Raw genomic sequence first — 24,787 nt, 5'->3', positions numbered from 1 at the left:
GAGGTATTTATTTGGATAAAGTGCGCATATTATTTAAAAAAATAGATAGGAAAACAACATGACTTCATACCAATCTCAGCACCAAATCATTCGCAAGGTACCTGTACGCTATACACCAGTAGTTTTTGCCTTTTTTATGTCTGGCATCATGGCGATGTTGATGTGTCTAGTGATCGTAGCTGCCAATAGTGGTATTAGTAACGGATATGCTGCAAGGGTGATGCATGCTTATCAATTGGCGATGCCTGTGGCATTCGTTTGTGTATTAATTGTTCGTCCTCTGGTAATGCGTCTTGTTGCATTAACAGTTCAATCACGCGCCGTATAAAGTGACATTCAAACCACTGAGTGTTCTAATTGAAGCTTGATGGGCATTAATTGAGGAATGCAGTATGTTGATCGGTTTCGTTGGGCTTGGTGCAATGGGGGAGGGAATGGCTTCCAACTTGCTGGCAGCGGGGTTTTCTGTGCAAATATATAACCGCAGCGCAGACAAAGTCGCACCACTGGTTGCCAAAGGTGCGATTGCAAGTGCAACACCAAAGCTTGCTGCAACAGGTGCCGATGTCATCATCACCATGCTTTCTAATGATGCAGTTCTGGAAGAAATCACATTAGGTGAAGAGGGCGTTTTGGCTGGAATGAAAAAAGACGCTATTCACCTATCAGCCAGTACTGTGTCACCTGATATCTCTCGTCGCCTTGCACAACTACATGTTGAAAAGGGCACGCACTATGTGACGTCACCAGTATTTGGCCGTCCCGAGATGGCAGCAGCAAAGAAGCTATGGATATGTACTTCTGGTGATGCGCAAGCCATCGAAAAAGTGCGCCCAGTGCAAGAGGCGATGAGTCAAGGGATCTTCGCTTTTGGAGATGACCCCGGTGCGGCGAATATTGTTAAACTGAGTGGTAATTTTATGATTGCCTCCTGTATGGAGACGCTTGGCGAAGTCGCTACGCTCGCTGAAAAAAATGGAATCGCACCTGAAGCTGTGCTCGGTATGCTTACATCCACCATCTTTGCTTGCCCGATGTATCAACGTTATGGCGAGATCGTGCTCAAGCAGGATTTTGAACCCGGCTTCAAGATGGCCCTTGCATTCAAGGATATGAATCTCGCGCAAGCCGTCGCACTCAAAAGTGCAACGCCTATGCCGTTCTTGAGTATCGTGCAGCAGCGCATGCTGAGTGGCATCGCAGAAGGACGTTCGGATAAAGATTGGTCTGCACTCTCATTGGCTTCACGTCGAGATGCCGGATTACCACTTTCGCGGTTTGCATAAGGCATCTTCACTATAAGCCGTTTTGGATGCGCGCCGAGTCATTCTATAATGGCGCGGCAACCAAAATAGACTTCAAATGAATATTCTCGCCCTTGATACCTCCACTGAGTACCTATCCCTCGCATTGTCATTGCAGGGTAAGGTTTTCGTGCGAGAGCTACTTGCAGGGCAAAGCCACTCGCAACATGTATTACCTTTATTGCGTGAGTTGCTAGATGAAGCAAAAGTTGCGCTAACTGATCTAGACGGCATCGCTTTTGGTGCTGGGCCAGGGTCATTCACTGGCTTGCGTATCGGATGCGGTATTGCACAAGGGTTGGCGTTTGGTGCTAATTTGCCTGTAGTGGGGATTGGCACATTGATGGCGCTTGCTGAAAGTGCGGGAAGCCCGAAAGTCATTGCCTGCCTAGATGCGCGTATGGGTGAGGTGTATCACGCCGCCTATATAAAAACGTCCATAGGCTGGCAGGAGGAAGGAGCGCCCGGTTTATATAAGCCAGATGCGGTTCCTGCTATTTTAGGTAATGACTGGGTAGGTGTTGGTAGTGGTTGGGCTACTTTTTCTGATGCATTGCATGCTGCTTATGCCGGACAACTCAGCAATACATCACCTGATATATTCCCGCATGCTATCGCCATTGCTGCACTCGCGTTGCCGGAATTTTCGGCTGGGCGAGGCGTACCTGCGGCAGAAGCGGCGCCAGTCTATATACGTAATAAAGTCGCCCTTAAGATTTCTGAGCGCTAGCCTTGTATATGAATGCCGAGATTCAAACTAGCAGCATCAGTTTTCGTCCCATGCAGATGGCCGACCTTGATGCAATCATGCAGATCGAGCCGACAATATTCCCTTATCCTTGGTCGCGTGGTAATTTTAGTGACTCGCTTAATGCAGGGTATAGTTGCTGGATAGCCGAGCAAAGGAATGTGATGATCGGTTACGGTGTGTTGATGCTAGTGCTAGATGAAGCGCATCTACTCAATATCAGTATCGCAGCCGAATACCAGGGCCGTGGTTTAGGCCGTGAGCTGCTCGTGCATATGATGCAAGTGGCTCGACAATATAATGCGCTCAACATGTTTCTTGAAGTGCGGGTATCGAATCTAGCGGCTATTGGTTTGTATGAAAATATGGGATTCAATGAAATGGCGATTCGCCGTAATTATTATCCCGCAAAGAATGGGCGTGAGGATGCGATCTTGATGGGTATGGCACTATGAGCTTGGCGCGCGAAGATATGTTGCGCGAATTGGAGTTATTGCCTGCGTGGCAATTACGCCAGCCTGCGCAACGAACTGTCGTGGAACCTCTACCAGCTATTGAAGCTGTTGAAAGTCCTGTCGTGGCCGTTGAAGTCGTAGCTCCGATTGTAGTGGAAGAGACACCTCAAGCTGTACCAGTGCCCGTAGAGGTCATTTCCAATCTATCTTCTGAATCAGCAGCCACTGAAACAGAAGGTGAGCTATTACCCCAGACCATAGAGTTCAGCCCAGATCGTCGTGCGGCGATCATGAAGATGGATTGGGATAGTCTCCAGCATGCCGTGGCCGAATGCCATGCCTGTGGGCTTGCCGATACAAGGATGCAGACAGTCTTTGGGGTCGGGGATCCAAATGCCGAGTGGCTCATTATCGGTGAAGCCCCCGGTGCAGAGGAAGATCGCAAGGGTGAGCCCTTTGTCGGTCAGGCAGGCAAGTTGTTGGATAACATGCTGGCAGCCATCAAACTAAAGCGTGGTGAGAATGTATTCATCGCCAATGTGCTGAAGTGTCGCCCACCACAGAATCGTGATCCGCAAGGTGAAGAGGTCGTAAAGTGCGATCCTTTCCTTAAGCGGCAAGTAGAGCTCATACAACCTAAATTGATTTTGGCACTTGGTAAATTCGCGGCGCAATCTATCCTTAATTCAGAAAGTACCATCGCCTCATTACGTGGAAAAACGCACGATTTTCATGGCGTACCTGTAATCGTTACTTATCACCCTGCCTATCTCTTGCGTAATCTGGCTGATAAATCCAAAGCATGGGAAGACTTATGTTTTGCTGTAACCACTTTGCAGCGCTTGCAATCTGCTGATATACCCCAATCTTAATCAAGAATATAACGATTTTTTAGGAGATATACATGCGTAAAATCTTAGCTTCGCTTAGCACGCTACTATTGGTATTGAGTCTCACCGGTTGCGGCTATAACACTTTCCAAAGTCTGGATGAGCAGGTCAAGGCTGATTGGTCAGAAGTGCTCAACCAATATCAACGCCGTGCAGATTTAGTACCTAACTTGGTCAATACGGTTAAGGGCTATGCGTCGCATGAAGAACGTGTGCTCACTGAAGTGACCGAAGCGCGTGCAAAAGTAAGCAGTATTCAAGCTACGCCAGAGTTGGTGAATGATCCACAAGCCTTTGCTAAATTCCAAGCTGCTCAAGGTCAGTTGACCTCTGCGCTATCTAGATTGTTGGTGGTTTCCGAGAACTATCCTCAATTAAAAGCCGATGCAGGCTTTCGTGATCTGCAAGCGCAACTTGAAGGTACTGAGAATCGTGTCACGGTCGCACGTAATCGCTACATTAAATCTGTGCAGGAATACAACGTAGCAGTACGTTCATTCCCGAACAATCTGACAGCGAAGATGTTCAACTACGAAGCTAAACCTACTTTCACTGTAGAGAACGAAAAAGAGATATCTAAGGCACCTACGGTCAACTTTGATAGTAAGTAATCTACTTCCTCATGCGTGAGTTTCTTAGGTCAACTTTAGCGACCTTTCTGTTGCTGTGTTCTTTGTCGAGCATAGCGGCAGATGGGCGTGACGAGGTGGCTATGCCAGCGTTAAAAGCACGCGTCACCGACCTGACTGCTACCCTAAGCCAAGAGCAGCAATATGCCTTGGAATCCAAACTTGCTGCTTTTGAGCAGGAAAAAGGTAGTCAGATCGCCATTCTGATTGTTTCTACTACGCAGCCTGAAGATATCGCACAATATTCTATTCGTGTCGTTGATGAGTGGAAGATCGGTCGTGAAAAGATCGATGACGGTATTCTCGTATTGGTCGCCAAGAGTGACCGAAAAATGCGCATCGAAGTCGGTTATGGTCTTGAAGGTGTTATCCCCGATGCGATTGCGAAAAGAATCGTTGCTGAAGTCATGGCGCCGCATTTTAAGCAAGGTGATTTTTATGGAGGTCTTGATGCCGCCGCGGATCAGATCATTCATCTGATATCAGGTGAGCAGTTACCACCGCCAAAGGCCAAAGCCTCCGGTGACTGGATGCATGCGCTACCATTTCTATTGATATTCGGGTTGATCTTCGCCGGGATGCTGCGCATGATGTTCGGGAGCTTTTTCGGTAGTGCGATCAATGGCGGTATTATCGGTTTTCTGGTGTTTGTGCTTGGCGGAAGCGTCTTATTTGCAATCGTGCTTGCAGTCATCGCATTCCTGATCTCGATCTCCGGTATCTTCCCCAATAGTTTTGGCTCAGGCGGGTTTGGCGGCGGAAGCGGTGGTTTCGGCGGCGGATCTGGTGGATTTTCCGGTGGTGGCGGTGGCTTCGGTGGCGGTGGCGCTTCGGGGGATTGGTAACTATGAAATATCACGGTTTCAAACGATTAGTTAAACACCTCTTCAGCGCCCCTTGGCTCGTGAAGCGCTACTTTCCTCAGTCAGCGCTTGATCGAATAGAAGCGGCTATCCGCGAAAGTGAGCGATTGCACACAGGGGAGATCAGGTTTGCAGTCGAGAGTGATCTTCACCCTTTGCATGTGGTGCAGGGGAAATTGCCAAGGCACCGTGCTATCGAGCTATTCTCACAATTGGGTGTCTGGGATACTGCCGCCAATAATGGTGTATTGATCTATCTATTGCTTGCTGACCACGATGTTGAGATCGTCGCTGATCGCGGTATACATGCGCATCTTGGTGCCGAGCGTTGGGAAGAAATCTGCCATCAAATGGAGTTGCAATTTAAGCAGGGGAAATTTGAGGCTGGCATCCTGTTAGGTATAGCGCAGATCAGCCAAGAGCTTCAGCGCTGTTTCCCCGCGAGCGGGGAGAACCCAAATGAACTTCCTGATAGACCTATCGTACTTTAATTACTGCGATCTCATTTTTAGCGTAAATCTAAGCTAATTCCTTGTTAAAGCTGACTTCATCAGCTTTTCTCTATAAAATCGCAACCTTGAATTTTAGTCATCAAAAGAGTCACGCATGCGCGCATCCCAGTTTTTCATCGCCACCCAAAAAGAAGCCCCGCAAGAGGCCGAGATCCCTAGCCATAAGTTAATGCTTCGCGCAGGTTTTATTAAGCGACTAGGTTCAGGGCTTTATACGTGGATGCCGCTTGGCTTACGTGTGTTACGCAAGGTCGAGGCGATTGTCCGCGATGAAATGAACAAAGCGGGCGCATTGGAGCTATTGATGCCAGCCGTGCAACCAAAAGAGTTGTGGGAAGAAACGGGTCGTTGGGCTGTTTTTGGTCCCCAGATGTTAAAGATCACAGATCGTCATGAGCGTGATTTTTGTTTTGGCCCAACGCATGAAGAAGTCATCACTGATATTGCACGCCGTGAGATCAAGAGCTATAAACAATTGCCGCTCAATTTTTATCAAGTGCAAACCAAGTTCCGTGATGAGATTCGCCCACGATTCGGTGTCATGCGTGCGCGTGAGTTCATGATGAAAGATGCGTATTCATTCCATACAAATCAGGCATCTTTGGAGCAGACCTATCAAACGATGTATCAGGCCTACAGCAATGTATTTAATCGTTTAGGGTTGAAATTCCGTGCGGTTAGAGCCGATACCGGCGCGATCGGCGGCGATGGCTCACATGAATTCCATGTGTTGGCAGATTCTGGAGAGGATGCTTTGGCGTATTGTCCAACTTCTGATTTTGCGGCAAACGTCGAATTAGCTGAAGCCTTAGCCCCAAGATATCCTCGTGCCGCCGCAACCGCTGAAATGCAGGAAGTCGATACGCCCAAACAAACTGCGTGTGCGGATGTTGCCGCATTGTTGGGTGTTGGTGTCGAACGTACAGTCAAAGCAATCGCGTTAGTCTCGAATGACAAGTTCTATTTATGTCTGATTCGTGGCGACCATCATCTTAATGAGATCAAAGTCGCCAAATTGGAAGGTCTGGCAGATTTTCGTTTTGCTACTGAAGAAGAGATTCGTGCCAATCTCAATTGCCCACCAGGCTTTATCGGCCCTGTTGGCATAAGCGAGCAGGTCACTGTGATTGCAGACAGGACTGTAGCTGCAATGAGCGATTTTATATGCGGCGCTAACAAGCCTAAATATCATCTAAAAGATGTGAATTTCGGGCGTGATTTACCTGAGCCAAGCTTGGTCGCTGATATTCGTAACGTGATCGATGGCGATGCCAGCCCGGATGGCAAGGGCGTGTTGGAATTATGTCGCGGCATTGAAGTCGGTCATATTTTCCAGCTGCGCACTAAGTATGCGCAAGCGATGAATGCGACTTATCTGGATGAAAACGGTCAGAAACAAATCATGGAAATGGGTTGTTATGGTATTGGTGTCTCGCGTATCGTCGGTGCTGCGATCGAGCAAGGTAATGATGAGCGCGGCATTATATTTCCTGCCAGTATGGCGCCATTCTCTGTGGTGATCGCACCTATCGGTTTCGATAAAAGTGAAGCCGTGAAAACCGCCACACTTGAATTGTATGCAAAGCTACAATCTCTATGTGTTGACGTATTGTTGGATGATCGTGGCGAGCGCCCCGGCGTTATGTTCGCTGATATGGAGCTTATCGGTATTCCGCATCGTATTGTCATTGGTGATCGTGGTTTAGCTGATGGCAATGTGGAATATCAGGCGCGTACTGATGCCCAGGCGCAAACTGTTTCTTTAGCTGATATTGCAGATAAGGTCAAAGCCGTATTGTGATAAAAAGCATCCTAAAGCTGCTATTTTTCAGCATTGCGTTGCTATCATCGGCCAACGTGCTGGCAGGCGCGCAAAAAGAAGAACCGCTATCGAATAGTGTGCGCTCTATGATGCAAAAATCGATTAGCGATACGGCTGTTCCCAAATTGATTTTTGCAAGCCAAGTAGAAGGCGAGCTTTGGCTAAAAGATATGTCTGAACGTTTGAAAAAACGTATTCCAGATCAGGATATGCGGGAAGACTTCTTACGCACAGTTCACTATGAGGCGACACGGGCAGGCTTAGACCCTCAGCTGGTTCTGGGTTTGATTCAAGTAGAAAGTGGCTTCAAGAAATACGCCGTGTCTTCTGTCGGCGCCCGCGGGTTCATGCAAGTAATGCCATTTTGGGTAAGTAGTATCGGTAACCCGGATCACAACCTGTTTCATCTGAGATTGAATCTGCGCTACGGTTGTACGATATTAAGACACTATCTTGATATTGAGGGTGGCGATCTTTATCGTGCATTAGGCCGTTACAACGGCAGTCTTGGCCAGCCGGAGTACCCTAATATGGTAGTTGGTGCTTGGAAGAAGAACTGGTCTTATCGATAATGACGATTGATTTGATCAGACTTTGATAATTACTTGATCTGATCTGAGAATCTGAATCCATAGTAAGTACCAAACTCACCTAGTCTGTCGTAATACACGAACATCATGCCATTGGCATATCCCAAGCCGTTGTAATGGTTCTTCGAGAATAGCTTCAAGTCTGCTGGCAAAGCACTTTTCCCTACGAATTTTCCTTTGATATCGAATACTAGAATCGCGCGATGATCGACATCCAGTAGTGCTAACTCTTCACCCAAAATGCCTGTATAGGCGATGAAATGGTCGCTGATATCATCATATTTTGCGCCAGCAGATTCAATATCGACTTTGATCTCTGCTACTTTTTCGCGAGATTTTAAATCAACGACCCGCACTACATTGCTACGTTCTTGTTTCGCATAGTAGAGGTTGTTCGCCGCATCATAAGTCGGCATGGTAGCAGCACCGCCAAATGCCGGATTTGGCCCTGAGATATCTTTGGATGACTGAAGCAAGTTGCCTTTTTCATCAGTGTCTATACTGAATAAGCCTGTATTCGGAGCAAATCCTGCGGCACTAGAGATATTGTAGGTGATCGTTTCCAGCTGCCTTGAGTTTGGATTGTAGTAGAGCGAACGATTGTTAAACCCGGGGCTTGCTGTTTGGATATGAGCGCCATTCACATCATAAACATGCATCTGAGATTTTGATGTCTGTTCATCTGAGCCGGGTACAGGGCCCAACCCTCCATCGGCGACATAGTAGCGTTGATATCGCTCAATGTAGGCAACCGTCATCGGGCGTGAAGTCGGGGCGCTAATTAAAGGTATCTTGATGCTGAGAACAGCGTCAGGCAATACTTGGGCATGTGCTAACTGTAGGTTTAGTATGAATGCGCTGTAGGCCAGTACGGTGATAGCTAATATCTTGTTAAATCGCATGCTCATAATCTCTTTAATGATATTTAGATTGTAGTTCACTCAATGCTTGGCTTGCCATGTAAGTTCGTATCCGATCGCTTGATTAATCAAGACGATCCAGCAACATGGCATCACCATAGCTGAAGAAACGGTATTGCTGCGCGATTGCATGCGCATAGGCATGGCGTATATTTTCAATGCCCGCAAAAGCGGAAACCAGCATCATCAATGTACTTTTAGGTAGATGAAAATTGGTCAGCAATCTTTCTACTACCTGGAATTGATATCCCGGCGTAATGAAAATATCGGTTTCACCCACGCCTGCTATGAGTTCTCCGGTGCGGGCAGCGCTTTCCAACGCACGTAAAGCGGTTGTGCCAATCGCCGTGACTTTTCCGCCATTCGCTTGCGTTGCTTTGATTAATGCAACAGTTTCTTCTGGTATTGAATACAGCTCGCTATGCATCTTGTGCTCACTGATCTCATCTACGCGCACAGGCTGAAAGGTGCCTGCCCCCACATGCAAGGTGACAAAAGCGATTCGGATGCCGTTGTTTTTTAATTGCTCCAGCATCGCCGTATCGAAATGCAACCCCGCCGTGGGTGCCGCAACGGCACCCAGTGATTTTGCGTATACGGTCTGGTATCGCTCTTCATCGGCGTTATCTGCTGTATGGGTGATATAAGGAGGCAAAGGCAGCGCCCCATATTGCTCAAGAAAATCCAGAATCTTGGTATTGTCTGGAAACCGCAGCATGAAAAGATCATCTTGTCGCTCGGTAACCTCTGCTTCGATATCGCCTGCGAGCAAGACTTTGCTGCCGGGTTTTGGTGACCTTGAGGCGCGTATGTGAGCAAGCGCGCGATGGTCATCAATCACACGCTCGATCAATACTTCGATGGCGCCACCCGTGGATTTTTGTCCTGTAAGCCTTGCTTTGATCACGCGCGTATCATTGAAGATGAGTAGGTCGCCTGCTTGCAGGAAGGCTGGGAGTTCACGAAACATATGGTCGCTTAACTCCCCTGTTTTGCTATCCAGTTTTAAGAGACGGCTCCCGCTACGTTCATTGGTAGGAAACTGGGCGATGAGTGCTTCGGGTAATACAAAATCAAAATCAGAGGTTCGCATAAGTGCCAGTGTTTGTTATAATCTCGGCTTCCCTAGCCGGGGTGGCGGAATTGGTAGACGCAGCGGACTCAAAATCCGCCGCCGCAAGGTGTGGGGGTTCGAGTCCCCCCCCCGGCACCACACATACTCTAAAAGACATAAATTCTTATATCTTTACTAATATATTTTGTCTTTACTAAATATATTTCTAAGTACATTTCCAGTTAGACCTTAATTATACCGGACTTGGCTAGCGCAGGCTGTATGCCAGTTTTACATTTGCAGGCGGGCGACTAGGCATTTCTTTCTGATACAATGCGATTAGTTCTCATTTATTTTTGAAGTGTGTCATCGCCATTTGCTTATCGTGCGTTGAATATCAAAACCATATTAAAACTCCAGATATGCAGACCAAGCCAGATATACAAATTCAAAAAGATCAGAAAAATCGGGCATTCTGGCTCAAACATCTTTATCGCTGGCATTGGATCAGTTCTGCTGCCTGCCTGATCGGTATGCTTCTGTTCGCATCTACAGGTATTACGCTCAATAATGCCGCACACATAGAATCAGTGCCGGTGATCTCCAAAAAATCTGCTACGGTACCTGATGCACTTTTAAAACAAATTAAAGCTGAGCCTGCAACAGATAATGCCGTACTTCCCAAGGCGATATCGGACTGGGTCAGTGATGCGATTGGTGTTGAGCTGGCCGGAGTTTCGGGGGAGTGGTCGGATGCTGAAGTTTATTTATCATTGCCACGGCCGGGTGGTGATGCCTGGTTGGTCATAGACCGTGCTAGCGGTGAAGTTAACTATGAGCGCACTGACCGTGGTTGGGTTTCGTATTTTAATGACCTGCATAAAGGGCGTAATACAGGCACGGCGTGGAGCTGGTTTCTGGATATTTTCTCCATTACAGCACTTGTGTTCTGCATCACCGGCCTCTTCATGTTAAGCATGCATGCAGGTAATCGACCGGCCACATGGCCTTTGGTTGGCTTGGGTGTCGTCTTGCCACTGGTATTAGTTATTTTATTTATTCATTGAGTTACTAATTGAGTTTTTAGGAGATATCGTAAATGCATAAATGGGTTCCTGCACTCATCCCTACTTTAGTCGCTGGTGTATTCGCTAACCAAGCTATTGCGGGTGAAATCAATCTGAAAGTGAATATTCCCCAGATCAATACTGCTGAATATCATCGGCCTTATGTCGCAATCTGGATCGAAAAGCCTGATCAGAGTGTCGAGAAGAATCTGGCTGTCTGGTATAGCCAAAAGAAAGCCACGAATGGTGATGAAGGTACTAAATGGCTGAAAGATTTACGCCAGTGGTGGCGTAAGAGTGGTCGTGACCAGTTTATGCCGCTTGATGGTGTGTCTGGCGCAACCCGTCCAGTGGGTGAGCAGACACTTAACTTCACTGAGGGCAAGGAGCCGCTAGGCACTCTGCCAGCTGGTGAATATAACCTTGTGGTTGAGGCTGCACGGGAAAAGGGTAATCGAGAGATGATTCGCATCCCATTCACTTGGCCGGTGCAGAAGATTGATCGTGCTAAAGGCGTGGGTCAGCAAGAGTTGGGCGATGTCATTTTGGAACTCAAACCCTGATTATTTTAAATTCTTTGTAGGAACCCTAATATGAAACATATATTCACTTTGTTATCGTTAGCCATCAGCATGTCTGCATCGGTGGCGCATGCACACGGTTATTGGGTCGTACCTTCCAGTACCGTATTATCTTCACCTCAGTTTGTGACATTCGATGCTGCGGTATCGAATGATCCATTCCAATTTAATCATCGCCCACTGGTGGTTGATTCGTTATCTATTATCGCGCCGGATGGCAGTAAAGTCCTGCCGGTCAATCTTATGAAGGGTGAACTGCGCACGGTCTTTGATGCCAAGCTTGAACAGAAAGGCACATATCGTCTCGAGATGTTGCGATCTGGTTTCCGGGCAAACTGGAAAGAGGGAGATAAAGCTAAGCGTTTCATGGGCACAGCAGAAGCATTGGCAAAAGAGGTGCCAGATGGCGCTAAAGAGCTGCAAGTCACTGAGACGGTGAATCGTCTGGAGACTTTTGTTACCGTTGGTGCGCCAACGACTTTAAAGACAACGGGTAAAGGTCTTGAGCTGGTCATGAGTACTCACCCTAATGATTTAGTAGCTGGCGAACCTGTGGAGTTTGAGTTCCTTGTCGATGGGCAGCCGACTGAAGGTATTGAAGTCGTGATGATTCGTGGCCAAACACGGTATAGAAATAATAAGGAAGAGCAAAAGTATAAAACGGATAAAGATGGCAAGATCAGTGTGACCTTGCCAGAGGCTGGTTTGTACTGGCTTGATGCCGATTTCACCGATAATAATGTATCAAGCAAGTTGGCTAAAGAGCGTGCGCTTGCCTATGTGCTGACGCTGGAAGTGCTGCCGCAATAAGCTGATGCGTCGCGTATTAATACCGCAAAACCTGCAAACACTACCTGAGCAATTACCGATAGGGGAGCAGCGTATGCTCACCGGACAATCCATGGGTACAACTTGGACTGTCCGGTATATCACCCATACATTGTCCAGTAATAGTGATCAATGCTCAGATGCTGCTGTGCAAATGCTGATTGAGCATGAGCTTGATCTTGTCGTAGCGCAAATGAGTACCTGGGAAGAGGGCTCGAATGTCAGTATTTTCAATCGTGCAGAAGCCGGTACATGGCATGTATTACCCACCCCGTTTTTTAACGTGCTGGATTGTGCGTTAAAGGTGGCTGCAGAAACGGAGGGGGCTTTTGATCCCACGATTGGCCCCCTGGTGAATCTATGGGGCTTTGGGCCTGAGGGTAAGCGGACATCCCCGCCTGATGAGGCTGAAGTAAAAGCTGCGCATGCTTATTGTGGCTGGCAAAAACTCCAGCTGGATAGCGAGACTATGCGTGCGCTACAACCCGGGAATGTCTATGTTGATTTTTCAGGGATTGCAAAAGGGTATAGCGTTGATAGCATCGCCCGCGCACTTAAAAAGGCCGGGGTAGAGAGCTATCTGGTAGAGGTGGGTGGAGAGCTATATGGTACTGGCATCAAACCCGATGGGCAGCCTTGGTGGATTGCCCTTGAGACTTCGCCTGATGCGTCTGTCACGGAATCGATTGTGGCCCTACATGGCTTAGCGGTTGCAACATCGGGAGATTATCGGCGATTTTTCGAACATCACGGTCAGCATTATGCCCATACTATTGACCCCCGAACTGGTTTCCCGATCGACCGTGCATCCAATGCATTAGTGTCTGTTACCGTGATACACGCTGAGTGCATGGTTGCAGACGCGCTGGCGACGGCTTTTACTGTCATGGGTGTCAAAGCTGCGTTGGCCTACGCAAAAAAGAAAGATATCGCGGTGTTATTGATCGAACAAAAAGCAGAAGGTTTTGAAGAGTATCTTTCTCCCAAGCTCATGGCGATGTTGGAATGAAATATCTAGCTGTAGTGGCGGGGCTTTTAATCTCTAATTTTTCTTATGCGGGTAGTATCGGTGCAGGCAGTATTGGCATCTCGCATACTGCAAATGCAATAATCGTTATTGCCTTATATCTCATTTTCTGTGGATGGGTTATCTGGAGGTACAAGAAAAGAACTGCAAAAACCTTGCTGGATAAGAATAGGGTTAATTCAGACACAAATATGCGCGATGAGAATAGCATTCTCGTGGCGTATGCGAGTCAAACTGGCAATGCCGAACAGCTCGCCCAAAAAACAGCAGACTCACTAAATGCCGCAGGATTGGCCGTCGAGATACATCTGCTTTCAGTCATCGATGCCAAGATGCTACATAGTTTTACCCGTGCGTTATTTGTCGTCAGCACCACTGGAGAAGGCGATGCACCGGATAATGCCAGCGACTTCTTACGTAAGGGCATGCATCAAGATACAAACCTTGCTCATCTTAACTATGCTATTTTGGCTTTAGGGGATGCTAGCTATACTTATTTCTGCGGATTTGGTCACACGCTTGACGCATGGTTGCAACATACGCACGCCACCCCTTTGTTCGACATTGTGGAGGTTGACCGCAACAATGATGGGGCATTAAGGCATTGGCAATACCAGTTGAGTGTCTTGGCAAAAGATACCGAAATGGCGGATTGGAAGACCCCGGATTATCAGCAGTGGAAACTCACCGACCGCACGCTATTGAATAAAGGAAGTGTGGGAGCACCAGTCTACCACTTAAGATTTTCTACACAGAAACACGGTACGCGCTGGCAAGCAGGCGATATTGCAGAAGTTGGACCACGCAATTCATCGAAGTCAGTGAATATGTTTCTTAATTATCTTGGCGTGGATGGATCAGTCCAGATTGAATCTGGAGGCATGACTTTTTATGAGGGATTGCTAGACAAATTATTGCCGCATGATGAAATCGGTTTTAAGGGCTTGGCTGATTTAGATGCCGATGCGATTTTATCAACATTAAACATACTGCCGCATCGTGAGTATTCGATTGCCTCTATTCCGCAAGATGGTGGTCTCGAGTTGGTCGTTCGCCAGACGCATTATGCCGATGGCCGATTGGGTATTGGCTCCGGGTGGCTGACGGAATATGCAGCGATGGATAGTGATATTGCTTTACGCATACGTGAGAACACCGCATTTCATCCACCGCTGAATGATATACCCTTGATCTTGATCGGCAATGGTACTGGGATAGCAGGCTTAAGAGCGCATCTTAAGATGCGTGTGGCATCAGGGCGAGGTGATAATTGGCTTATATTCGGTGAGCGTAACGCCGAGCATGATTTTTACTTTAAAGATGAGTTGTCTACTTGGCGGGATCAGGGTGTATTAACCAGGCTTGAAACCGCTTTTTCACGAGATCAGGCCGAGCGTATTTATGTGCAGGATGTTCTGAAATCAGTCGCACCCGATATCGTAAAATGGGTTGAAATCGGTGCTGCCATCTACGTTTGTGGAAGTGCAAGCGGTATGGCGCCCGCAGTGCATAATGAGTTGCTTGAGATTCTCGGTGAAGCTACCTTGTCTACCTTGACGGCATCGGGTCGATACCGCCGTGACGTCTACTGAGTGAGCGCTAACTGCCGTTCACGATGCAGTTTCTGCCGTTTTGTTTTGCCTGATAGAGTCGTTTATCGACCATTTCAATAAATGCCGTCGATTCATCCTTGTGTGTTGGAATGATGGTACCGACCCCGATGCTGACAGTCAGCACGTGACTGACTTGCGATTTTTCGTGCGGAATCTGTTTCTTGAAAATAAGTTTACGGCATCTTTCCGCCACTTTTTCCGCCGATCGCGCATCGGTTTCTGGTAATACCATCACAAACTCTTCACCGCCGAATCTGGCAAATGAATCGCGTGCACGCGTTGCTGCTGCACCAAGTACTTCGCCAACCATTTTTAAGCAACTATCCCCCTGAATATGCCCGTAATGATCGTTATATTGTTTGAAATAATCAATATCGATCATGAGTAAAGAGAGTGGTTGATTATTGCGTCGTGCATTGGCCCATTCTGCTTCAAGAATGGAGTCGAACATTCGTCGATTGGAAACACCCGTTAAGCCGTCTTTGAATGAAAGGTCTTCGAGTTCTTTCTGAAGGCTGAGCAATCTCTCTTCGGTCTTCTTTCGATCACTGATATCGAACATGAACCCGATGAGCGAGTCGACTTCTCCATCGTCTTTGCGGACAACATGGACCACGTCGCGAATCCAGACGTAGCTGCCATCTTTTGTCAGTGCACGGTAATCTGCTTCGTGGTCAATACCGGCTTTTGATTGAGATACGCAGAAATTCACCACCCATTCCCTGTCTTCCGGGTGCATTCTCGTTGCCCAGTCTTCGGCACTTACCCAGCTAGCTGGCGTCCACCCCAATAGCTGTTCTATCTGCGGACCGATATAGGCGAATGTCATGCTTGCCCAGTCTATTTTCCATGGAATCGCTTTGGTCGATTCCAGCAAGGTTTTATAGACGGCATTTTCGGTTTCTATCGTATTTATATGATCAGTCATTGTTTGGCCCAATCGACTATTAGCAACCTAATGGCAACTTTAATGCTGGATGATGACGGTATTCATCATCTTAGCAACTAGTTATCTTAAGGTAGCAGGTAAATCGTAAGCATTAAATGTTCCACTTGCATGACTTTATGGGTAATTGCTTACATATCCGACTATTTTGAGGCGCGGGCAAGCAGTTCTAAAAGTTCATCAGGTTCGTCATAGTCGATGCGTGTTCCATCCCGCAAGTCTTGACGCATCAGGCGAATCATCTGTTTCAGCACGTCCTCACTGTAGTCTGTTGCTGGGTTACCTGTCACTTCTGCCAGTCGACCGGCAATCACTGCCGTGTCGCTAACTACAGGGCAGATACGATAGCGGTATTTGCCGCCAATCGCCTCCGGTGGCAGATCCATGAACCTGTCTGCCGTTTGCCTAAAAAAACTTAAGGGCAAGCGATAGGCATTATGGCCCAATATCGGTAGGTCATCCGGCACAGGCTCATCGTCATCAATCTCTTGAAAAGTGGTTGCCAGCGTGAGCAGGTTCTCAAGTTGATAATCTTTCATATGTTCATTGCCAACACGTACCAGATTGGCAATCAGCTCGCCCAATGAAGCATGGCCGATGATCGCTGCGCGCTTAGGTAAGCCGCCCCATACGCCATCCGCACCATTCAGTAAGGCTTCGATGACGGAAGCGTTTTCAAAGCCACCCCCGGCATGCATATGCACAAGCAGTTTCATCTCTTTGGGTATGATGGTACGCGCCGCAGCGACGAAGGCACCTACCTGAAAAGGCATATAAGTACCTCTATCATCCTCAATGCTGATGCCTTCAATCGGTTGCTCGGCAAGTAAACTCAAGATTGAGAATGTCCGCGCAGGGTTTTCGGCAAATGCGTCGCAACCATCGACAATATTGATGATAATTCGAGGTTTTCCACCGTCATCGCCAATGATGTTGTCATTTAGCCATTCGATGCTCTTAGGTATACTTATACGTAAGGTTTCCAGTGTGTACTGATTATCCATGCCTGCATCGCTGAGGTAGATCTCATGCATGGTATTGGGAACTTTGTAGTTTTTCAGCTTGACTTGGGATGGAGAGGGCGTAAATACCTCAAGGCAACCTTCAGTTTCAACAAGACCAATGTCAGTGAAAGCAAAACAGCCTTTCATCTTATCTCCTTGGTCCCGAAGCTCCATCATGAAGTCATCATCGACCTCTAACGCATCGGGCATTGAATAATCGAGGGTACCCAGCAATATATTCTCGAACCCGAAGGCGCGAACCCTTGGCAGGATAAATCGTTTGTCAGCGATGGTTTGGCCTATCCGTGAACCGACTGGATTTTCTCGCAATGAAAGATCGATCAGGTATGGCTTGATGTTGCGAAGCTTGTCTATTTTTTCTTGAGCACGGGCAAGGATTTCGTAAGGATCTTCTACGGCACTCTGCAATGGCGATGTCATTTTAATCATTCCCCCTTGTGTTACAGCACTAGTCTAAACTTGCTTGAAAATCGAATTTTCTTATATGGGTTTTATTTTTATTTCAATGCGTAGCGTAAGCCATGTCCATATACTAATAATGACATAATATTTAAGCAAATTTAAAGAATGCAGTCTGCAATCGGGGATTATTTATGCATATCGCACTTGCGACAAAAGACGATATCCCACAATTAGTTATCCTTCTTGGCTTGCTTTTCGGACAGGAGGAAGAGTTCTCTCCTAATGCTGATGTACAAGCCCGTGGTCTTTTCCAAATCATGGAGGGGGAAGAGGTCGGGGATATTCTGGTGATAAAAGATCAGGATGTCATTCTGGGCATGGTGAATCTTTTATATATCGTATCTACGGCATTGGGAGAGAAAGTCGCCATGATGGAAGACATGGTGATCTTACCTGATGCAAGAGGGGCTGGATTAGGTTCACGATTGCTTGAAGGAGCCATCGAGCATGCCCGTGCAAAGGGATGCAAAAGGATCACGTTGTTGACTGATCGTATCAATGAATCAGCACAGCGGTTTTATGAAAGACATGGCTTTACCTTATCAGCCATGGTGCCGATGCGTTTGAAACTTTAGGTGTGTCTGACTTATTTTACTGAAGCGCGAACTAATGTGAGTGCCGCTTCTTTGGCGCGTTTTGCAGCGCCACTGCCAGGGCTGAGTCGTTCTACTAAAGCCGCACCTTCAAAGATGATCGTGAGTTGCTGACTTAAAGTTTCAGCATCTTTAACGCCCGCATTGGTAGCCATCTTTGCAAGATATGCCTGCAACTCTTTCGCTAATGTCACGGAATATTGGTTCACGGGGTGCTCTGGCGCAGGGAATTCAACCGAAGCGATATGAAAAGGCAGGCCATGAGAATCAGGGTTTGATAGCCATTGTTCAATGAGCTCACAAAGCTCTATCAGGCTTTCGCGAGGCGAAACATTCTTACTGGACAACTTGCCATCCAGCCATGCATAGAATTTCTCAGACTTGTCTTGTAGAAAAGCCATGATCAACTGGTTCTTACTAGGGAAGTGTTTATATAAGGTTGCTTTTGCGATACCTGATTCAGCGATGATCGTATCGACACCCGATGCATGGATGCCTCTCTCCTCAAACAGTCCAGAGGCTACTGCCAAAATCTTTGATCTCATATTTAAGATGCTCATTTCATACTCCTTTGCATAGATCGACGCTTATCAATATAAAGGTCGGTACATCAATCGCTGCGGATAAAGGCAATTCACATGCGCTAGGGCGATTTTCAATTGGTCTATGTCTTTAATATCGATCTGCCCGTCATTGATGAATGATAAAAATACTTCTCTTTGCTCTTCTGGCAACATCATCGCTTGTGGTATCTGGCACGTACCATCCCGCATCTTCAGGTAGATATCATAAATACCGCTTAATGCCGCAGGGCCTGCAATATCAATCGGAATATCCTGCTCCAGCCCTGCGTTCATGTGGATCATGCTGTGCGTTTGAGACCGCCAAACAAAGAGCGAGATCATCAATAACAGAAAAACAGGCAGGCTAGTCGCAGCTATCCAGCGTTTGTTAAAGCGTGGACTTACTTTTGCCGGAGCTAGCAGTTTATCAATCGCTAGCCGGACATAGCCCCATGTGTCTTCTGCTTCTTTTGCAGATTTATACGTGAAGGCCCCAATCATCAAAAATAGTATCTGGTCGGTGGCTGCTTCTGTGTTCGCGACCCCCGAATCTATAATCTCTGAGAGGATTGCCTGCCTTAACAACGCAATATTCTCTTTATTCAGTTTGTATTGCTTGCCTGCGGAATTGCCCGCTTGCAATGACTCCTGCTGTACCCAATCTGTTAATGATTGCAGGCGCTCAAAAGCCGATTTTCCAGTAAGTGTTATTTTCTGTTTAACACCACCTACGGTGAATGTTAAGGCATGCATTTGTTAACCCGGAATCTAATTGCCAAACAATATCTTACTGGAATAAGACAGGTCTGTCTTTTTATTGATGCCATATTATCCATGCCAGATGTTAGTTACAAATTATCCAATTGGCTGAATCGTATTTTGTATAGGGCGATGATGTTCGGAATATAGCTTGCTAATATCAACAGAGCCGCCAGCAATAAATAGAGCCATCGAACGGAATACGCAGTGACGAAGTTGGCTGCAGGTTTCTGTTTTTGTACAAAAGCATAGAATTCAGCATTATCGATACCTTCAACATAGCTGCCTTTGATCTCGTCGGCTAACTCTTTCAGATAGTCATCATCGAGTTTCGAGAGGTAGCGATCATATTCTGCATAGGCGACGACCGGATCAGGATCATCTCGGCTGGTATCGCTGTAGGTAACACCGACTGCACCGGCAGAGTTCTCTTTTGCATCAGATGACCAATATCCGACCCATTTGTTATTGGAGTTGTATCTCGGAATAGGCACGGATTCATGACCGCCAATGCCTACGAATATGACATGTTTGCCGATCTGGACATCGCTCAGGTCAAGCTTGTTGATGGCATTCACTTTTGGCGCTTCATCACCATCTGTAAAGAAGAGAAGTTGCGCTGGTGCATTGAGGGAATCAAATACGGTTGCTGCCGCTTTTACGCCAAAGCTTAGTCGACTATTGCCGCGCCACGACATACGCCATTCCAGATGGTCGATGGCGTCGCTGATCACGTCATAGTTGCTGCAGACTTCCAACGGTGTGAAAAGCAGTGCGACATCTTCAGCGGCAAAAACACCTACGCTGATATATGTGCCGCAGGGAGATGTGCTAACAACGTTCTTCATCAAGTGACGTGTGTATGCCATACGGCTTACATTACTACCGTTGATTTTCACATCCTCGGCATTCATGCTTTGCGATACATCGGCTAAAAGCAGGTAATTGTGAACCTCTTGTTCGAGTTGGATCTGCGGCTTAACGATTGCCAGTAATAGCAATAGAATCGCGCCTAGAAAGAGCGCGGATTCATAATGTTGTTCTAGCAGGGAGGTGAGATTTCTCATGGTAGGCCAACAGGGATATTGCTAAGTTCCATGCCAGACTGCTCTTTCTGAAACTCGCTAATATTTTTTGGCAACATGGAAAGCAATAGGCTCAGGTTGAATTTGGCAGGGCGATTGTTAGGGTTAAGTCTTAATGATTGCTCATAGGCGATCCTTGATTGTGACAGATCGTATTTAGCCTCGTCTTTCAACGTGCCATCGTCATTTACTCTACGGTTCAGGCCTGATGAGAATAAAGTGTTACCGATATTGAACTGTATTTTTGCCTGATGGCTATTCGATGTCGTAAGCTCCAACAGTTGCCCGTAAGACTGTACGGCATGTTTGAAATCCTGATTATTCGCCTGTTGGTAGGCTTCCATGAATTTCTTCTCAAAAGGATAGTGATTGTCTGTGATCAGACTACCTGATGCTAATTGCTGGTTTATCTTATCAATCTGCCATAACTGATAGCTCTCGAAAGCAGTTCCTGCGACACCCGTGATCAGCATCGCCAGCAATATCATGTTCTTGCGTTTTATGCGGCGTTCCATGCGTGCACCTTAAAGTTTTTGATGATTAATATGAATATGCTCAATACCAAAGCCAATATGATCAGATCACGTGAATAGTCGTGGCCGGGGATGGTGACTGAGTACTGAATGATGTTCTTCTCTCTAGCGTCGATATCTTGAATTGCGGATTGCAGTGCGGTTGGGTTGTCTGCCTCATAAGCCTTGTATTTTATTTTGAGCGACTTGAAGAATTTATCTAACTCGATCGCTGCAGGTGCCATGCCTTCTTCATATTCATTCTTTGAAAAGATGCTGATGTCATCGGGTTCACGCAATACGATCCAATAAAGGTTCAGGTTCTTTTTGGTCAATTGCTCCTGAATCTTTGCTTTTACTTTCGGGCTGAGTTTTCCTGCACCGTCAGATAATAGAATGATCGCTCTTGAACCAGAACTTTGAATGTCATCAAACAGTACAACAGCCTGTGTAATGCCTGCGCCGATATTAGTTTGATTGATACCTGCACTGGTAGCTGCATTGATCGCCGCGTGAATCGCATGGCGATTGGTCGTGATCTTGATGCCATATAGCGCAGAGTTGGTGAATGCGACGACACCCATCATGTCGTCAGGTCTTGAGTCGATGAATTTGGTGATCAAACGTCGCGCAGCGGCTGACTTGATCTCGGCGGCGCGACCACTGGTGGAATCGCCCGCAAAAGGGTGATCCATACTCACACTACGGTCAATCACCATTACCGTCTGAGCACCTTTGCCTACTTTCTGCACTTTCTGATCTTGCCCTTGTGGCGACGCGATGGCGATCACAATGCTTGCGAGAATAATCGCGGTGAACAGTTTGATCACGTTATTGATGATGTCCGATAATCTATCTTCAGGCATGATCTCAAGCCATGAGTACATCTGGCCTTGATGACTCTTGAGCCAGATGGGGGCTAATGCGATAGGCAGCAGAAGCAATGCCCATGGATTCAGAAAAGTCATCAGACGCCCCGCTCGCAATTTCTTAGCTGGTTGCTGAATACGCTTAATTCTTTAGGTAGTTCTTTAGTAAGTGCAGTCGTATTCCCCTCTTGCGTAAATAGCGAGGCATTGGAATATATAAAGAAATTCTCGATATCGGCTCTTACCTTATGGAATTGCGGATACTTTTCTATAAATAATCCAATATCTTGTGCGAACAGGTTTTGCCCATAAGCGCGGTTGAATGCCTGATGCAGGATGACTAATGCTTCTTTATCATTCCCCTTGGTTCTGGATAGACGCTTTATCTTGCGATGTGCTTGGGCGAATACGCCGCCCATGAAGGGTAGCCATCGCCTATCGGCATTCACATAGATGATGCCGAATAATCCGAAGACACATAAAAGAGCCCAGAATATCAGGCGTAGCTGGTGCGCCTTAACATCAAGTAATGATGGTTTCTGCTGCGGCTGCATATTGGATTTTGCGGTACTGATACCACCTTGCACCAATGGCGAGAACCAGAAATTCCATGTTGGCAGGTTGGTCGATATGGCTAATGGCCCGCCTGTCATGGCAAAGTTTTCGGCAGGCAATTGCATCACGACAGGCACTGATGATTGAGTAAATACCTGATAGCTTAGATCGATTACATAGTGAGTATTGCTACCTGATTTTGTGGAGTTGATCTTGATATCCACCAGTTCGATACCGTTTGTCCGTGTACCTTTTATGGGTAGGCTATCTTTGGCGATTTGGTATGGGGCTTTTGTCTCAAGTGCTATTGAGCGATGCAACACATCGCCGATATGAATACCTGTACTTTGTGCTGGGTCGCTTATCTTGATGACAGTCACCGCATCTTCTTCTGCATAGATGTGAAGTGAAGCCAGCAGTAGGCTCACAAAAATCGTTACTTTTATCATTCGCATCTTCATAGATTCATATACTGTTCAAAATATTGGGTGAGTGCTTCAGGCGTGAATTCTTCATTCAAGTAAAGTGCAGGACTCTCAAAGCGGAGAAATAGATTATTTAGTGCCTGTTTTCTTTCTTCAAACGCTGTGATGAATTTTTCGCGAATCGCATCCCGAAAGAAGATCGTTTTATTCATGCCGGTCTCAGGGTCGATCATCGTGCCAAACCCCAGTTTTGGCAGTGCCAGATATTCTTGGTCTTCCCAAAGTACGATAGGAATTACTTGGTGTTGCGACATCATATTTAGCGCTTGTTCGATCAAGGTGAGTGGCATATGGAAATCCGATATCCAGAATACCAATCCTTTGTTCTGGCTTAAGTATTGGGATACTTCAAGAATACCTTCTGACCCAACACGCATTTTCTTATGCGTACTCAGTTGCGAGATGATATCGAATGCCTCATATACGTGATGACTAAGAGGCGAAGTCATATGCTCCAGTACATGTTTGTCATAACCTATGAAACTGAAGATGTCGCTAGCTTGATATGCTGAATAAGCAATAGATGATGCGATGCCCATTGCCTTGTCTAATTTACGATGCCGACCTTTAAATTGCATGGAGCTCGACATATCACATAGCGCGAATATCGGTGTCGTGTTGTCTTGATTAAAAAGTCGGACTTGAATCTGTTCGTAAGGATTACGCAGTGTCTCCCTCAGGTCCAGACGTCTTGCATCTGGATAATCCAGTAGATTCACATTTCCTCTGTACTCAAATCCCAGACCTCGCTCAGTACCGCGATGTTCTCCAAGATGTTGGCTCTTGGATTTCCATGGAATATGGTACGTAAAAGGTTTTACGTAAGACGGAATCATTACAGTCAGCTTTTTGCAGGCACAGCGACAGTGCTGAGAATGTGCGATGTCAGTTCACGTGCAAGGCTTGTCCGGCGGCTCTCATACATAGAGTTGAACACCAGCCTGTGTGCGATGATCTCATGGAATACTGCATGGATATCTTCAGGGAACACGCTATCACGATTCATCAGCCACGCGTGTACCCGTGCCGCTTTTAGCAACATGCCCATACCACGTGGGCTAGCACCAGCGTGTATCAGACGGTGCACATCGACATTGTCCAGCTTGATGCCATACTTCACCGGATTTTGTGTTGCTTCCCACAGATCAAGCACATATTCTTCTATGACATTTGTGGATTGGATATGGTTTTGCAACGTCTCTGAGAAGTGATTCAGCTGATCGAATTGCAGAATGTTTTCTTCAACCTGTTTTGTCAGGTTTTCTGCATGCTGGAATTTTGTATTAAATACGAGTGACTTTCTTAGTTCCCGGTCTTCAGGAATATCGATTGGTATCTCCATCATGAAACGGTCACGAGCCGCAGAAGGTATCTCGAATGTTTCGTTCTTTTCTACCTGGTTGCGATCAGCAAATACTGTCATGTGGGGCAGTCGATATTCTTTTTTGAATGCATGCAGATTACGTTCCGCCATCACTCTCAGCATTAGCGCATGCACTTGTGGTCTTGCACGGTTGATCTCATTAAAGAAGAATACAGAGAGATTCTCGCCTGCGCGTAGCAAAGGGCCTTCATCTATTTGAGGGCGACCATCAGGCCCAAGATAGGTGTGATAAACCAAATCGTTTGGCATCAGATCAACCGTACCTTCGATACGTTCATAGGCGCCGCCTATGCCCCGAGCGAAAGATTGAAGTAGTGTGGTTTTACCTACACCAACGCCGCCCTCAAGCAGCACATGACCGCGAGCGAAGATGGCAATATTCATCTGGCGTATCGCTTTATCCTGTCCAACAATCACTTTCTTCACTTCGTTTTCAAGCTTGATCGCGTGATTGCGCCAGTCTGCTAGTTGAACTTCAGTTGATGCGGTATCCATAAGATTTCCTACGTTAAATATTCAAAGTTTAAAAATACAGCTAAACCAGATTAACTAAAGCATATTAAAGCGCGTACGTTAAAACAGACAGGTCTGTATAGTTTTTGAAAGTGTACAAGAAGAGAATGAGGGGCGGCAAGGAAAATATTAC

28 protein-coding genes and 1 tRNA gene are annotated in these 24,787 nt (G+C 46.7%); 17 read left to right on the top strand and 12 right to left on the bottom strand.

Translation table 11 applies throughout. The annotated features are described in order from the left end of the window. The first annotated feature begins 58 nt into the window (after positions 1-58). The 10 genes from A7981_RS09075 (at position 59) to A7981_RS09030 (ending at position 7,795) form a co-directional block, all read left to right on the top strand. Positions 59-328 carry a DUF2798 domain-containing protein gene (locus A7981_RS09075; RefSeq protein WP_067267254.1) on the top strand — a complete coding sequence of 90 codons (270 nt, stop codon included), beginning with the start codon at positions 59-61 and terminating at the stop codon, positions 326-328. Between the two features lie 64 nt (positions 329-392). Further along, positions 393-1,286, top strand: coding sequence for an NAD(P)-dependent oxidoreductase (locus tag A7981_RS09070; RefSeq protein ID WP_067267252.1), 894 nt, complete (start codon positions 393-395; stop codon positions 1,284-1,286). 76 nt (positions 1,287-1,362) lie between these two features. Next, positions 1,363-2,034, top strand: a complete 672-nt coding sequence (tsaB, locus tag A7981_RS09065) for a tRNA (adenosine(37)-N6)-threonylcarbamoyltransferase complex dimerization subunit type 1 TsaB (RefSeq protein ID WP_067267250.1) — start codon at positions 1,363-1,365, stop codon at positions 2,032-2,034. Positions 2,035-2,042: 8 nt separating this feature from the next. Further along, positions 2,043-2,507 carry a ribosomal protein S18-alanine N-acetyltransferase gene (gene rimI, locus A7981_RS09060; protein ID WP_067267248.1) on the top strand — a complete coding sequence of 155 codons (465 nt, stop codon included), beginning with the start codon at positions 2,043-2,045 and terminating at the stop codon, positions 2,505-2,507. Then, the gene (locus A7981_RS09055; RefSeq protein WP_067267246.1) at positions 2,504-3,379 is read left to right on the top strand and encodes a uracil-DNA glycosylase family protein; all 876 of its coding nucleotides are present in this window, start codon (positions 2,504-2,506) and stop codon (positions 3,377-3,379) included. Before rimI ends, A7981_RS09055 begins: the two co-directional genes overlap by 4 nt. Positions 3,380-3,411: 32 nt before the next feature. After that, positions 3,412-4,008 (top strand): LemA family protein, encoded by a 597-nt coding sequence (locus A7981_RS09050; protein WP_067267244.1) that lies wholly within the window; start codon positions 3,412-3,414, stop codon positions 4,006-4,008. A gap of 11 nt (positions 4,009-4,019) precedes the next feature. Beyond that, complete coding sequence (locus tag A7981_RS09045; protein ID WP_067267242.1) at positions 4,020-4,871, top strand: YgcG family protein; 852 nt, start codon at positions 4,020-4,022, stop codon at positions 4,869-4,871. Positions 4,872-4,873: 2 nt separating this feature from the next. After that, positions 4,874-5,380 carry a TPM domain-containing protein gene (locus tag A7981_RS09040; RefSeq protein ID WP_067267239.1) on the top strand — a complete coding sequence of 169 codons (507 nt, stop codon included), beginning with the start codon at positions 4,874-4,876 and terminating at the stop codon, positions 5,378-5,380. Positions 5,381-5,495: 115 nt separating this feature from the next. Further along, on the top strand, positions 5,496-7,202 hold the full coding sequence (locus A7981_RS09035; RefSeq protein WP_067267237.1) for a proline--tRNA ligase: 1,707 nt from the start codon (positions 5,496-5,498) through the stop codon (positions 7,200-7,202). 8 nt (positions 7,203-7,210) lie between these two features. Next, positions 7,211-7,795 carry a lytic transglycosylase domain-containing protein gene (locus A7981_RS09030; protein WP_067267885.1) on the top strand — a complete coding sequence of 195 codons (585 nt, stop codon included), beginning with the start codon at positions 7,211-7,213 and terminating at the stop codon, positions 7,793-7,795. A 29-nt stretch (positions 7,796-7,824) separates the two neighbouring features. On the opposite strand, the gene A7981_RS09025 is transcribed toward A7981_RS09030, so the two are convergent. Both A7981_RS09025 and queA read right to left on the bottom strand, forming a co-directional pair. Continuing rightward, complete coding sequence (locus A7981_RS09025; protein ID WP_067267883.1) at positions 7,825-8,715, bottom strand: hypothetical protein; 891 nt, start codon at positions 8,713-8,715, stop codon at positions 7,825-7,827. Positions 8,716-8,797: 82 nt separating this feature from the next. Continuing rightward, positions 8,798-9,826, bottom strand: coding sequence for a tRNA preQ1(34) S-adenosylmethionine ribosyltransferase-isomerase QueA (gene queA, locus A7981_RS09020; RefSeq protein WP_067267235.1), 1,029 nt, complete (start codon positions 9,824-9,826; stop codon positions 8,798-8,800). 35 nt (positions 9,827-9,861) lie between these two features. Between queA and A7981_RS09015 the strand changes: the two genes are divergently transcribed. From A7981_RS09015 to A7981_RS08990, 6 genes are all read left to right on the top strand, one after another. After that, a tRNA-Leu gene (locus tag A7981_RS09015) sits at positions 9,862-9,946 on the top strand. Between the two features lie 263 nt (positions 9,947-10,209). Further along, positions 10,210-10,854, top strand: coding sequence for a PepSY-associated TM helix domain-containing protein (locus A7981_RS09010; RefSeq protein WP_174545157.1), 645 nt, complete (start codon positions 10,210-10,212; stop codon positions 10,852-10,854). 32 nt (positions 10,855-10,886) lie between these two features. Further along, positions 10,887-11,417 carry a DUF2271 domain-containing protein gene (locus A7981_RS09005; protein ID WP_067267233.1) on the top strand — a complete coding sequence of 177 codons (531 nt, stop codon included), beginning with the start codon at positions 10,887-10,889 and terminating at the stop codon, positions 11,415-11,417. 30 nt (positions 11,418-11,447) lie between these two features. Continuing rightward, positions 11,448-12,245 carry a DUF4198 domain-containing protein gene (locus A7981_RS09000; protein ID WP_067267231.1) on the top strand — a complete coding sequence of 266 codons (798 nt, stop codon included), beginning with the start codon at positions 11,448-11,450 and terminating at the stop codon, positions 12,243-12,245. Between the two features lie 4 nt (positions 12,246-12,249). After that, positions 12,250-13,272: an FAD:protein FMN transferase gene (locus tag A7981_RS08995; RefSeq protein ID WP_067267229.1), complete on the top strand. Its 1,023-nt coding sequence runs from the start codon at positions 12,250-12,252 to the stop codon at positions 13,270-13,272. Beyond that, complete coding sequence (locus tag A7981_RS08990) at positions 13,269-14,882, top strand: sulfite reductase subunit alpha (RefSeq protein ID WP_067267227.1); 1,614 nt, start codon at positions 13,269-13,271, stop codon at positions 14,880-14,882. The genes A7981_RS08995 and A7981_RS08990 overlap by 4 nt, the downstream gene beginning before the upstream one ends. A gap of 7 nt (positions 14,883-14,889) precedes the next feature. On the opposite strand, the gene A7981_RS08985 is transcribed toward A7981_RS08990, so the two are convergent. After that, positions 14,890-15,831, bottom strand: a complete 942-nt coding sequence (locus A7981_RS08985; protein ID WP_067267225.1) for a sensor domain-containing diguanylate cyclase — start codon at positions 15,829-15,831, stop codon at positions 14,890-14,892. Between the two features lie 161 nt (positions 15,832-15,992). Then, entirely contained in the window at positions 15,993-17,294 is a 1,302-nt protein-coding gene (locus A7981_RS08980) for a homocitrate synthase (protein ID WP_082889288.1), read from the bottom strand. Between the two features lie 173 nt (positions 17,295-17,467). Here A7981_RS08980 and A7981_RS08975 point away from each other — a divergent pair, with 173 nt between their 5' ends. Beyond that, positions 17,468-17,911 carry a GNAT family N-acetyltransferase gene (locus tag A7981_RS08975; protein WP_067267220.1) on the top strand — a complete coding sequence of 148 codons (444 nt, stop codon included), beginning with the start codon at positions 17,468-17,470 and terminating at the stop codon, positions 17,909-17,911. Positions 17,912-17,922: 11 nt separating this feature from the next. Here the strand turns inward: A7981_RS08975 and A7981_RS08970 are convergent, their stop codons facing one another. The 8 genes from A7981_RS08970 to A7981_RS08935 all read right to left on the bottom strand — a co-directional run bounded on the left by A7981_RS08970 (position 17,923) and on the right by A7981_RS08935 (position 24,636). Then, on the bottom strand, positions 17,923-18,489 hold the full coding sequence (locus tag A7981_RS08970; protein WP_067267218.1) for a TetR/AcrR family transcriptional regulator: 567 nt from the start codon (positions 18,487-18,489) through the stop codon (positions 17,923-17,925). 30 nt (positions 18,490-18,519) lie between these two features. Next, complete coding sequence (locus A7981_RS08965; protein WP_067267217.1) at positions 18,520-19,245, bottom strand: hypothetical protein; 726 nt, start codon at positions 19,243-19,245, stop codon at positions 18,520-18,522. Positions 19,246-19,340: 95 nt separating this feature from the next. Continuing rightward, positions 19,341-20,318: a VWA domain-containing protein gene (locus tag A7981_RS08960; RefSeq protein ID WP_067267215.1), complete on the bottom strand. Its 978-nt coding sequence runs from the start codon at positions 20,316-20,318 to the stop codon at positions 19,341-19,343. After that, positions 20,315-20,851: a hypothetical protein gene (locus A7981_RS08955; protein ID WP_067267213.1), complete on the bottom strand. Its 537-nt coding sequence runs from the start codon at positions 20,849-20,851 to the stop codon at positions 20,315-20,317. Before A7981_RS08955 ends, A7981_RS08960 begins: the two co-directional genes overlap by 4 nt. Then, complete coding sequence (locus A7981_RS08950) at positions 20,836-21,816, bottom strand: VWA domain-containing protein (RefSeq protein ID WP_067267212.1); 981 nt, start codon at positions 21,814-21,816, stop codon at positions 20,836-20,838. Before A7981_RS08950 ends, A7981_RS08955 begins: the two co-directional genes overlap by 16 nt. Further along, positions 21,816-22,721 carry a nonribosomal peptide synthetase MxaA gene (locus tag A7981_RS08945; RefSeq protein WP_131800959.1) on the bottom strand — a complete coding sequence of 302 codons (906 nt, stop codon included), beginning with the start codon at positions 22,719-22,721 and terminating at the stop codon, positions 21,816-21,818. The genes A7981_RS08950 and A7981_RS08945 overlap by 1 nt, the downstream gene beginning before the upstream one ends. An 8-nt stretch (positions 22,722-22,729) precedes the next feature. Next, on the bottom strand, positions 22,730-23,593 hold the full coding sequence (locus A7981_RS08940; RefSeq protein WP_067267208.1) for a DUF58 domain-containing protein: 864 nt from the start codon (positions 23,591-23,593) through the stop codon (positions 22,730-22,732). 5 nt (positions 23,594-23,598) lie between these two features. Next, positions 23,599-24,636: a MoxR family ATPase gene (locus A7981_RS08935; protein WP_067267206.1), complete on the bottom strand. Its 1,038-nt coding sequence runs from the start codon at positions 24,634-24,636 to the stop codon at positions 23,599-23,601. Positions 24,637-24,787: the final 151 nt, after the last annotated feature.

It is taken from the genome of Methylovorus sp. MM2 (genome assembly GCF_001648895.1).
GTDB lineage: Bacteria > Pseudomonadota > Gammaproteobacteria > Burkholderiales > Methylophilaceae > MM1.
The sequence above is the reverse complement of the archived record's forward strand: the minus strand, read 5'-3'. Positions and strand labels throughout refer to the sequence as shown.

Excerpts from the sequence above, each read along its gene's own strand:
- A7981_RS09000 (WP_067267231.1), top strand. The coding sequence starts at position 11,448 with ATGAAACATATATTCACTTTGTTATCGTTAGCCATCAGCATGTCTGCA.
- A7981_RS09035 (WP_067267237.1), top strand. The coding sequence starts at position 5,496 with ATGCGCGCATCCCAGTTTTTCATCGCCACCCAAAAAGAAGCCCCGCAA.
- A7981_RS08985 (WP_067267225.1), bottom strand. The coding sequence starts at position 15,831 with ATGACTGATCATATAAATACGATAGAAACCGAAAATGCCGTCTATAAA.
- A7981_RS08945 (WP_131800959.1), bottom strand. The coding sequence starts at position 22,721 with ATGATAAAAGTAACGATTTTTGTGAGCCTACTGCTGGCTTCACTTCAC.
- A7981_RS08965 (WP_067267217.1), bottom strand. The coding sequence starts at position 19,245 with ATGCATGCCTTAACATTCACCGTAGGTGGTGTTAAACAGAAAATAACA.
- A7981_RS09050 (WP_067267244.1), top strand. The coding sequence starts at position 3,412 with ATGCGTAAAATCTTAGCTTCGCTTAGCACGCTACTATTGGTATTGAGT.
- A7981_RS09045 (WP_067267242.1), top strand. The coding sequence starts at position 4,020 with ATGCGTGAGTTTCTTAGGTCAACTTTAGCGACCTTTCTGTTGCTGTGT.
- A7981_RS08935 (WP_067267206.1), bottom strand. The coding sequence starts at position 24,636 with ATGGATACCGCATCAACTGAAGTTCAACTAGCAGACTGGCGCAATCAC.
- A7981_RS09040 (WP_067267239.1), top strand. The coding sequence starts at position 4,874 with ATGAAATATCACGGTTTCAAACGATTAGTTAAACACCTCTTCAGCGCC.
- A7981_RS08950 (WP_067267212.1), bottom strand. The coding sequence starts at position 21,816 with ATGACTTTTCTGAATCCATGGGCATTGCTTCTGCTGCCTATCGCATTA.
- tsaB (WP_067267250.1), top strand. The coding sequence starts at position 1,363 with ATGAATATTCTCGCCCTTGATACCTCCACTGAGTACCTATCCCTCGCA.
- A7981_RS08980 (WP_082889288.1), bottom strand. The coding sequence starts at position 17,294 with ATGACATCGCCATTGCAGAGTGCCGTAGAAGATCCTTACGAAATCCTT.
- A7981_RS09010 (WP_174545157.1), top strand. The coding sequence starts at position 10,210 with ATGCAGACCAAGCCAGATATACAAATTCAAAAAGATCAGAAAAATCGG.
- A7981_RS09025 (WP_067267883.1), bottom strand. The coding sequence starts at position 8,715 with ATGCGATTTAACAAGATATTAGCTATCACCGTACTGGCCTACAGCGCA.
- A7981_RS08955 (WP_067267213.1), bottom strand. The coding sequence starts at position 20,851 with ATGGAACGCCGCATAAAACGCAAGAACATGATATTGCTGGCGATGCTG.
- A7981_RS08995 (WP_067267229.1), top strand. The coding sequence starts at position 12,250 with ATGCGTCGCGTATTAATACCGCAAAACCTGCAAACACTACCTGAGCAA.
- A7981_RS08970 (WP_067267218.1), bottom strand. The coding sequence starts at position 18,489 with ATGAGCATCTTAAATATGAGATCAAAGATTTTGGCAGTAGCCTCTGGA.
- A7981_RS08975 (WP_067267220.1), top strand. The coding sequence starts at position 17,468 with ATGCATATCGCACTTGCGACAAAAGACGATATCCCACAATTAGTTATC.
- A7981_RS08940 (WP_067267208.1), bottom strand. The coding sequence starts at position 23,593 with ATGATTCCGTCTTACGTAAAACCTTTTACGTACCATATTCCATGGAAA.
- A7981_RS08990 (WP_067267227.1), top strand. The coding sequence starts at position 13,269 with ATGAAATATCTAGCTGTAGTGGCGGGGCTTTTAATCTCTAATTTTTCT.
- A7981_RS09070 (WP_067267252.1), top strand. The coding sequence starts at position 393 with ATGTTGATCGGTTTCGTTGGGCTTGGTGCAATGGGGGAGGGAATGGCT.
- queA (WP_067267235.1), bottom strand. The coding sequence starts at position 9,826 with ATGCGAACCTCTGATTTTGATTTTGTATTACCCGAAGCACTCATCGCC.
- A7981_RS09075 (WP_067267254.1), top strand. The coding sequence starts at position 59 with ATGACTTCATACCAATCTCAGCACCAAATCATTCGCAAGGTACCTGTA.
- A7981_RS09005 (WP_067267233.1), top strand. The coding sequence starts at position 10,887 with ATGCATAAATGGGTTCCTGCACTCATCCCTACTTTAGTCGCTGGTGTA.
- rimI (WP_067267248.1), top strand. The coding sequence starts at position 2,043 with ATGAATGCCGAGATTCAAACTAGCAGCATCAGTTTTCGTCCCATGCAG.
- A7981_RS08960 (WP_067267215.1), bottom strand. The coding sequence starts at position 20,318 with ATGAGAAATCTCACCTCCCTGCTAGAACAACATTATGAATCCGCGCTC.
- A7981_RS09055 (WP_067267246.1), top strand. The coding sequence starts at position 2,504 with ATGAGCTTGGCGCGCGAAGATATGTTGCGCGAATTGGAGTTATTGCCT.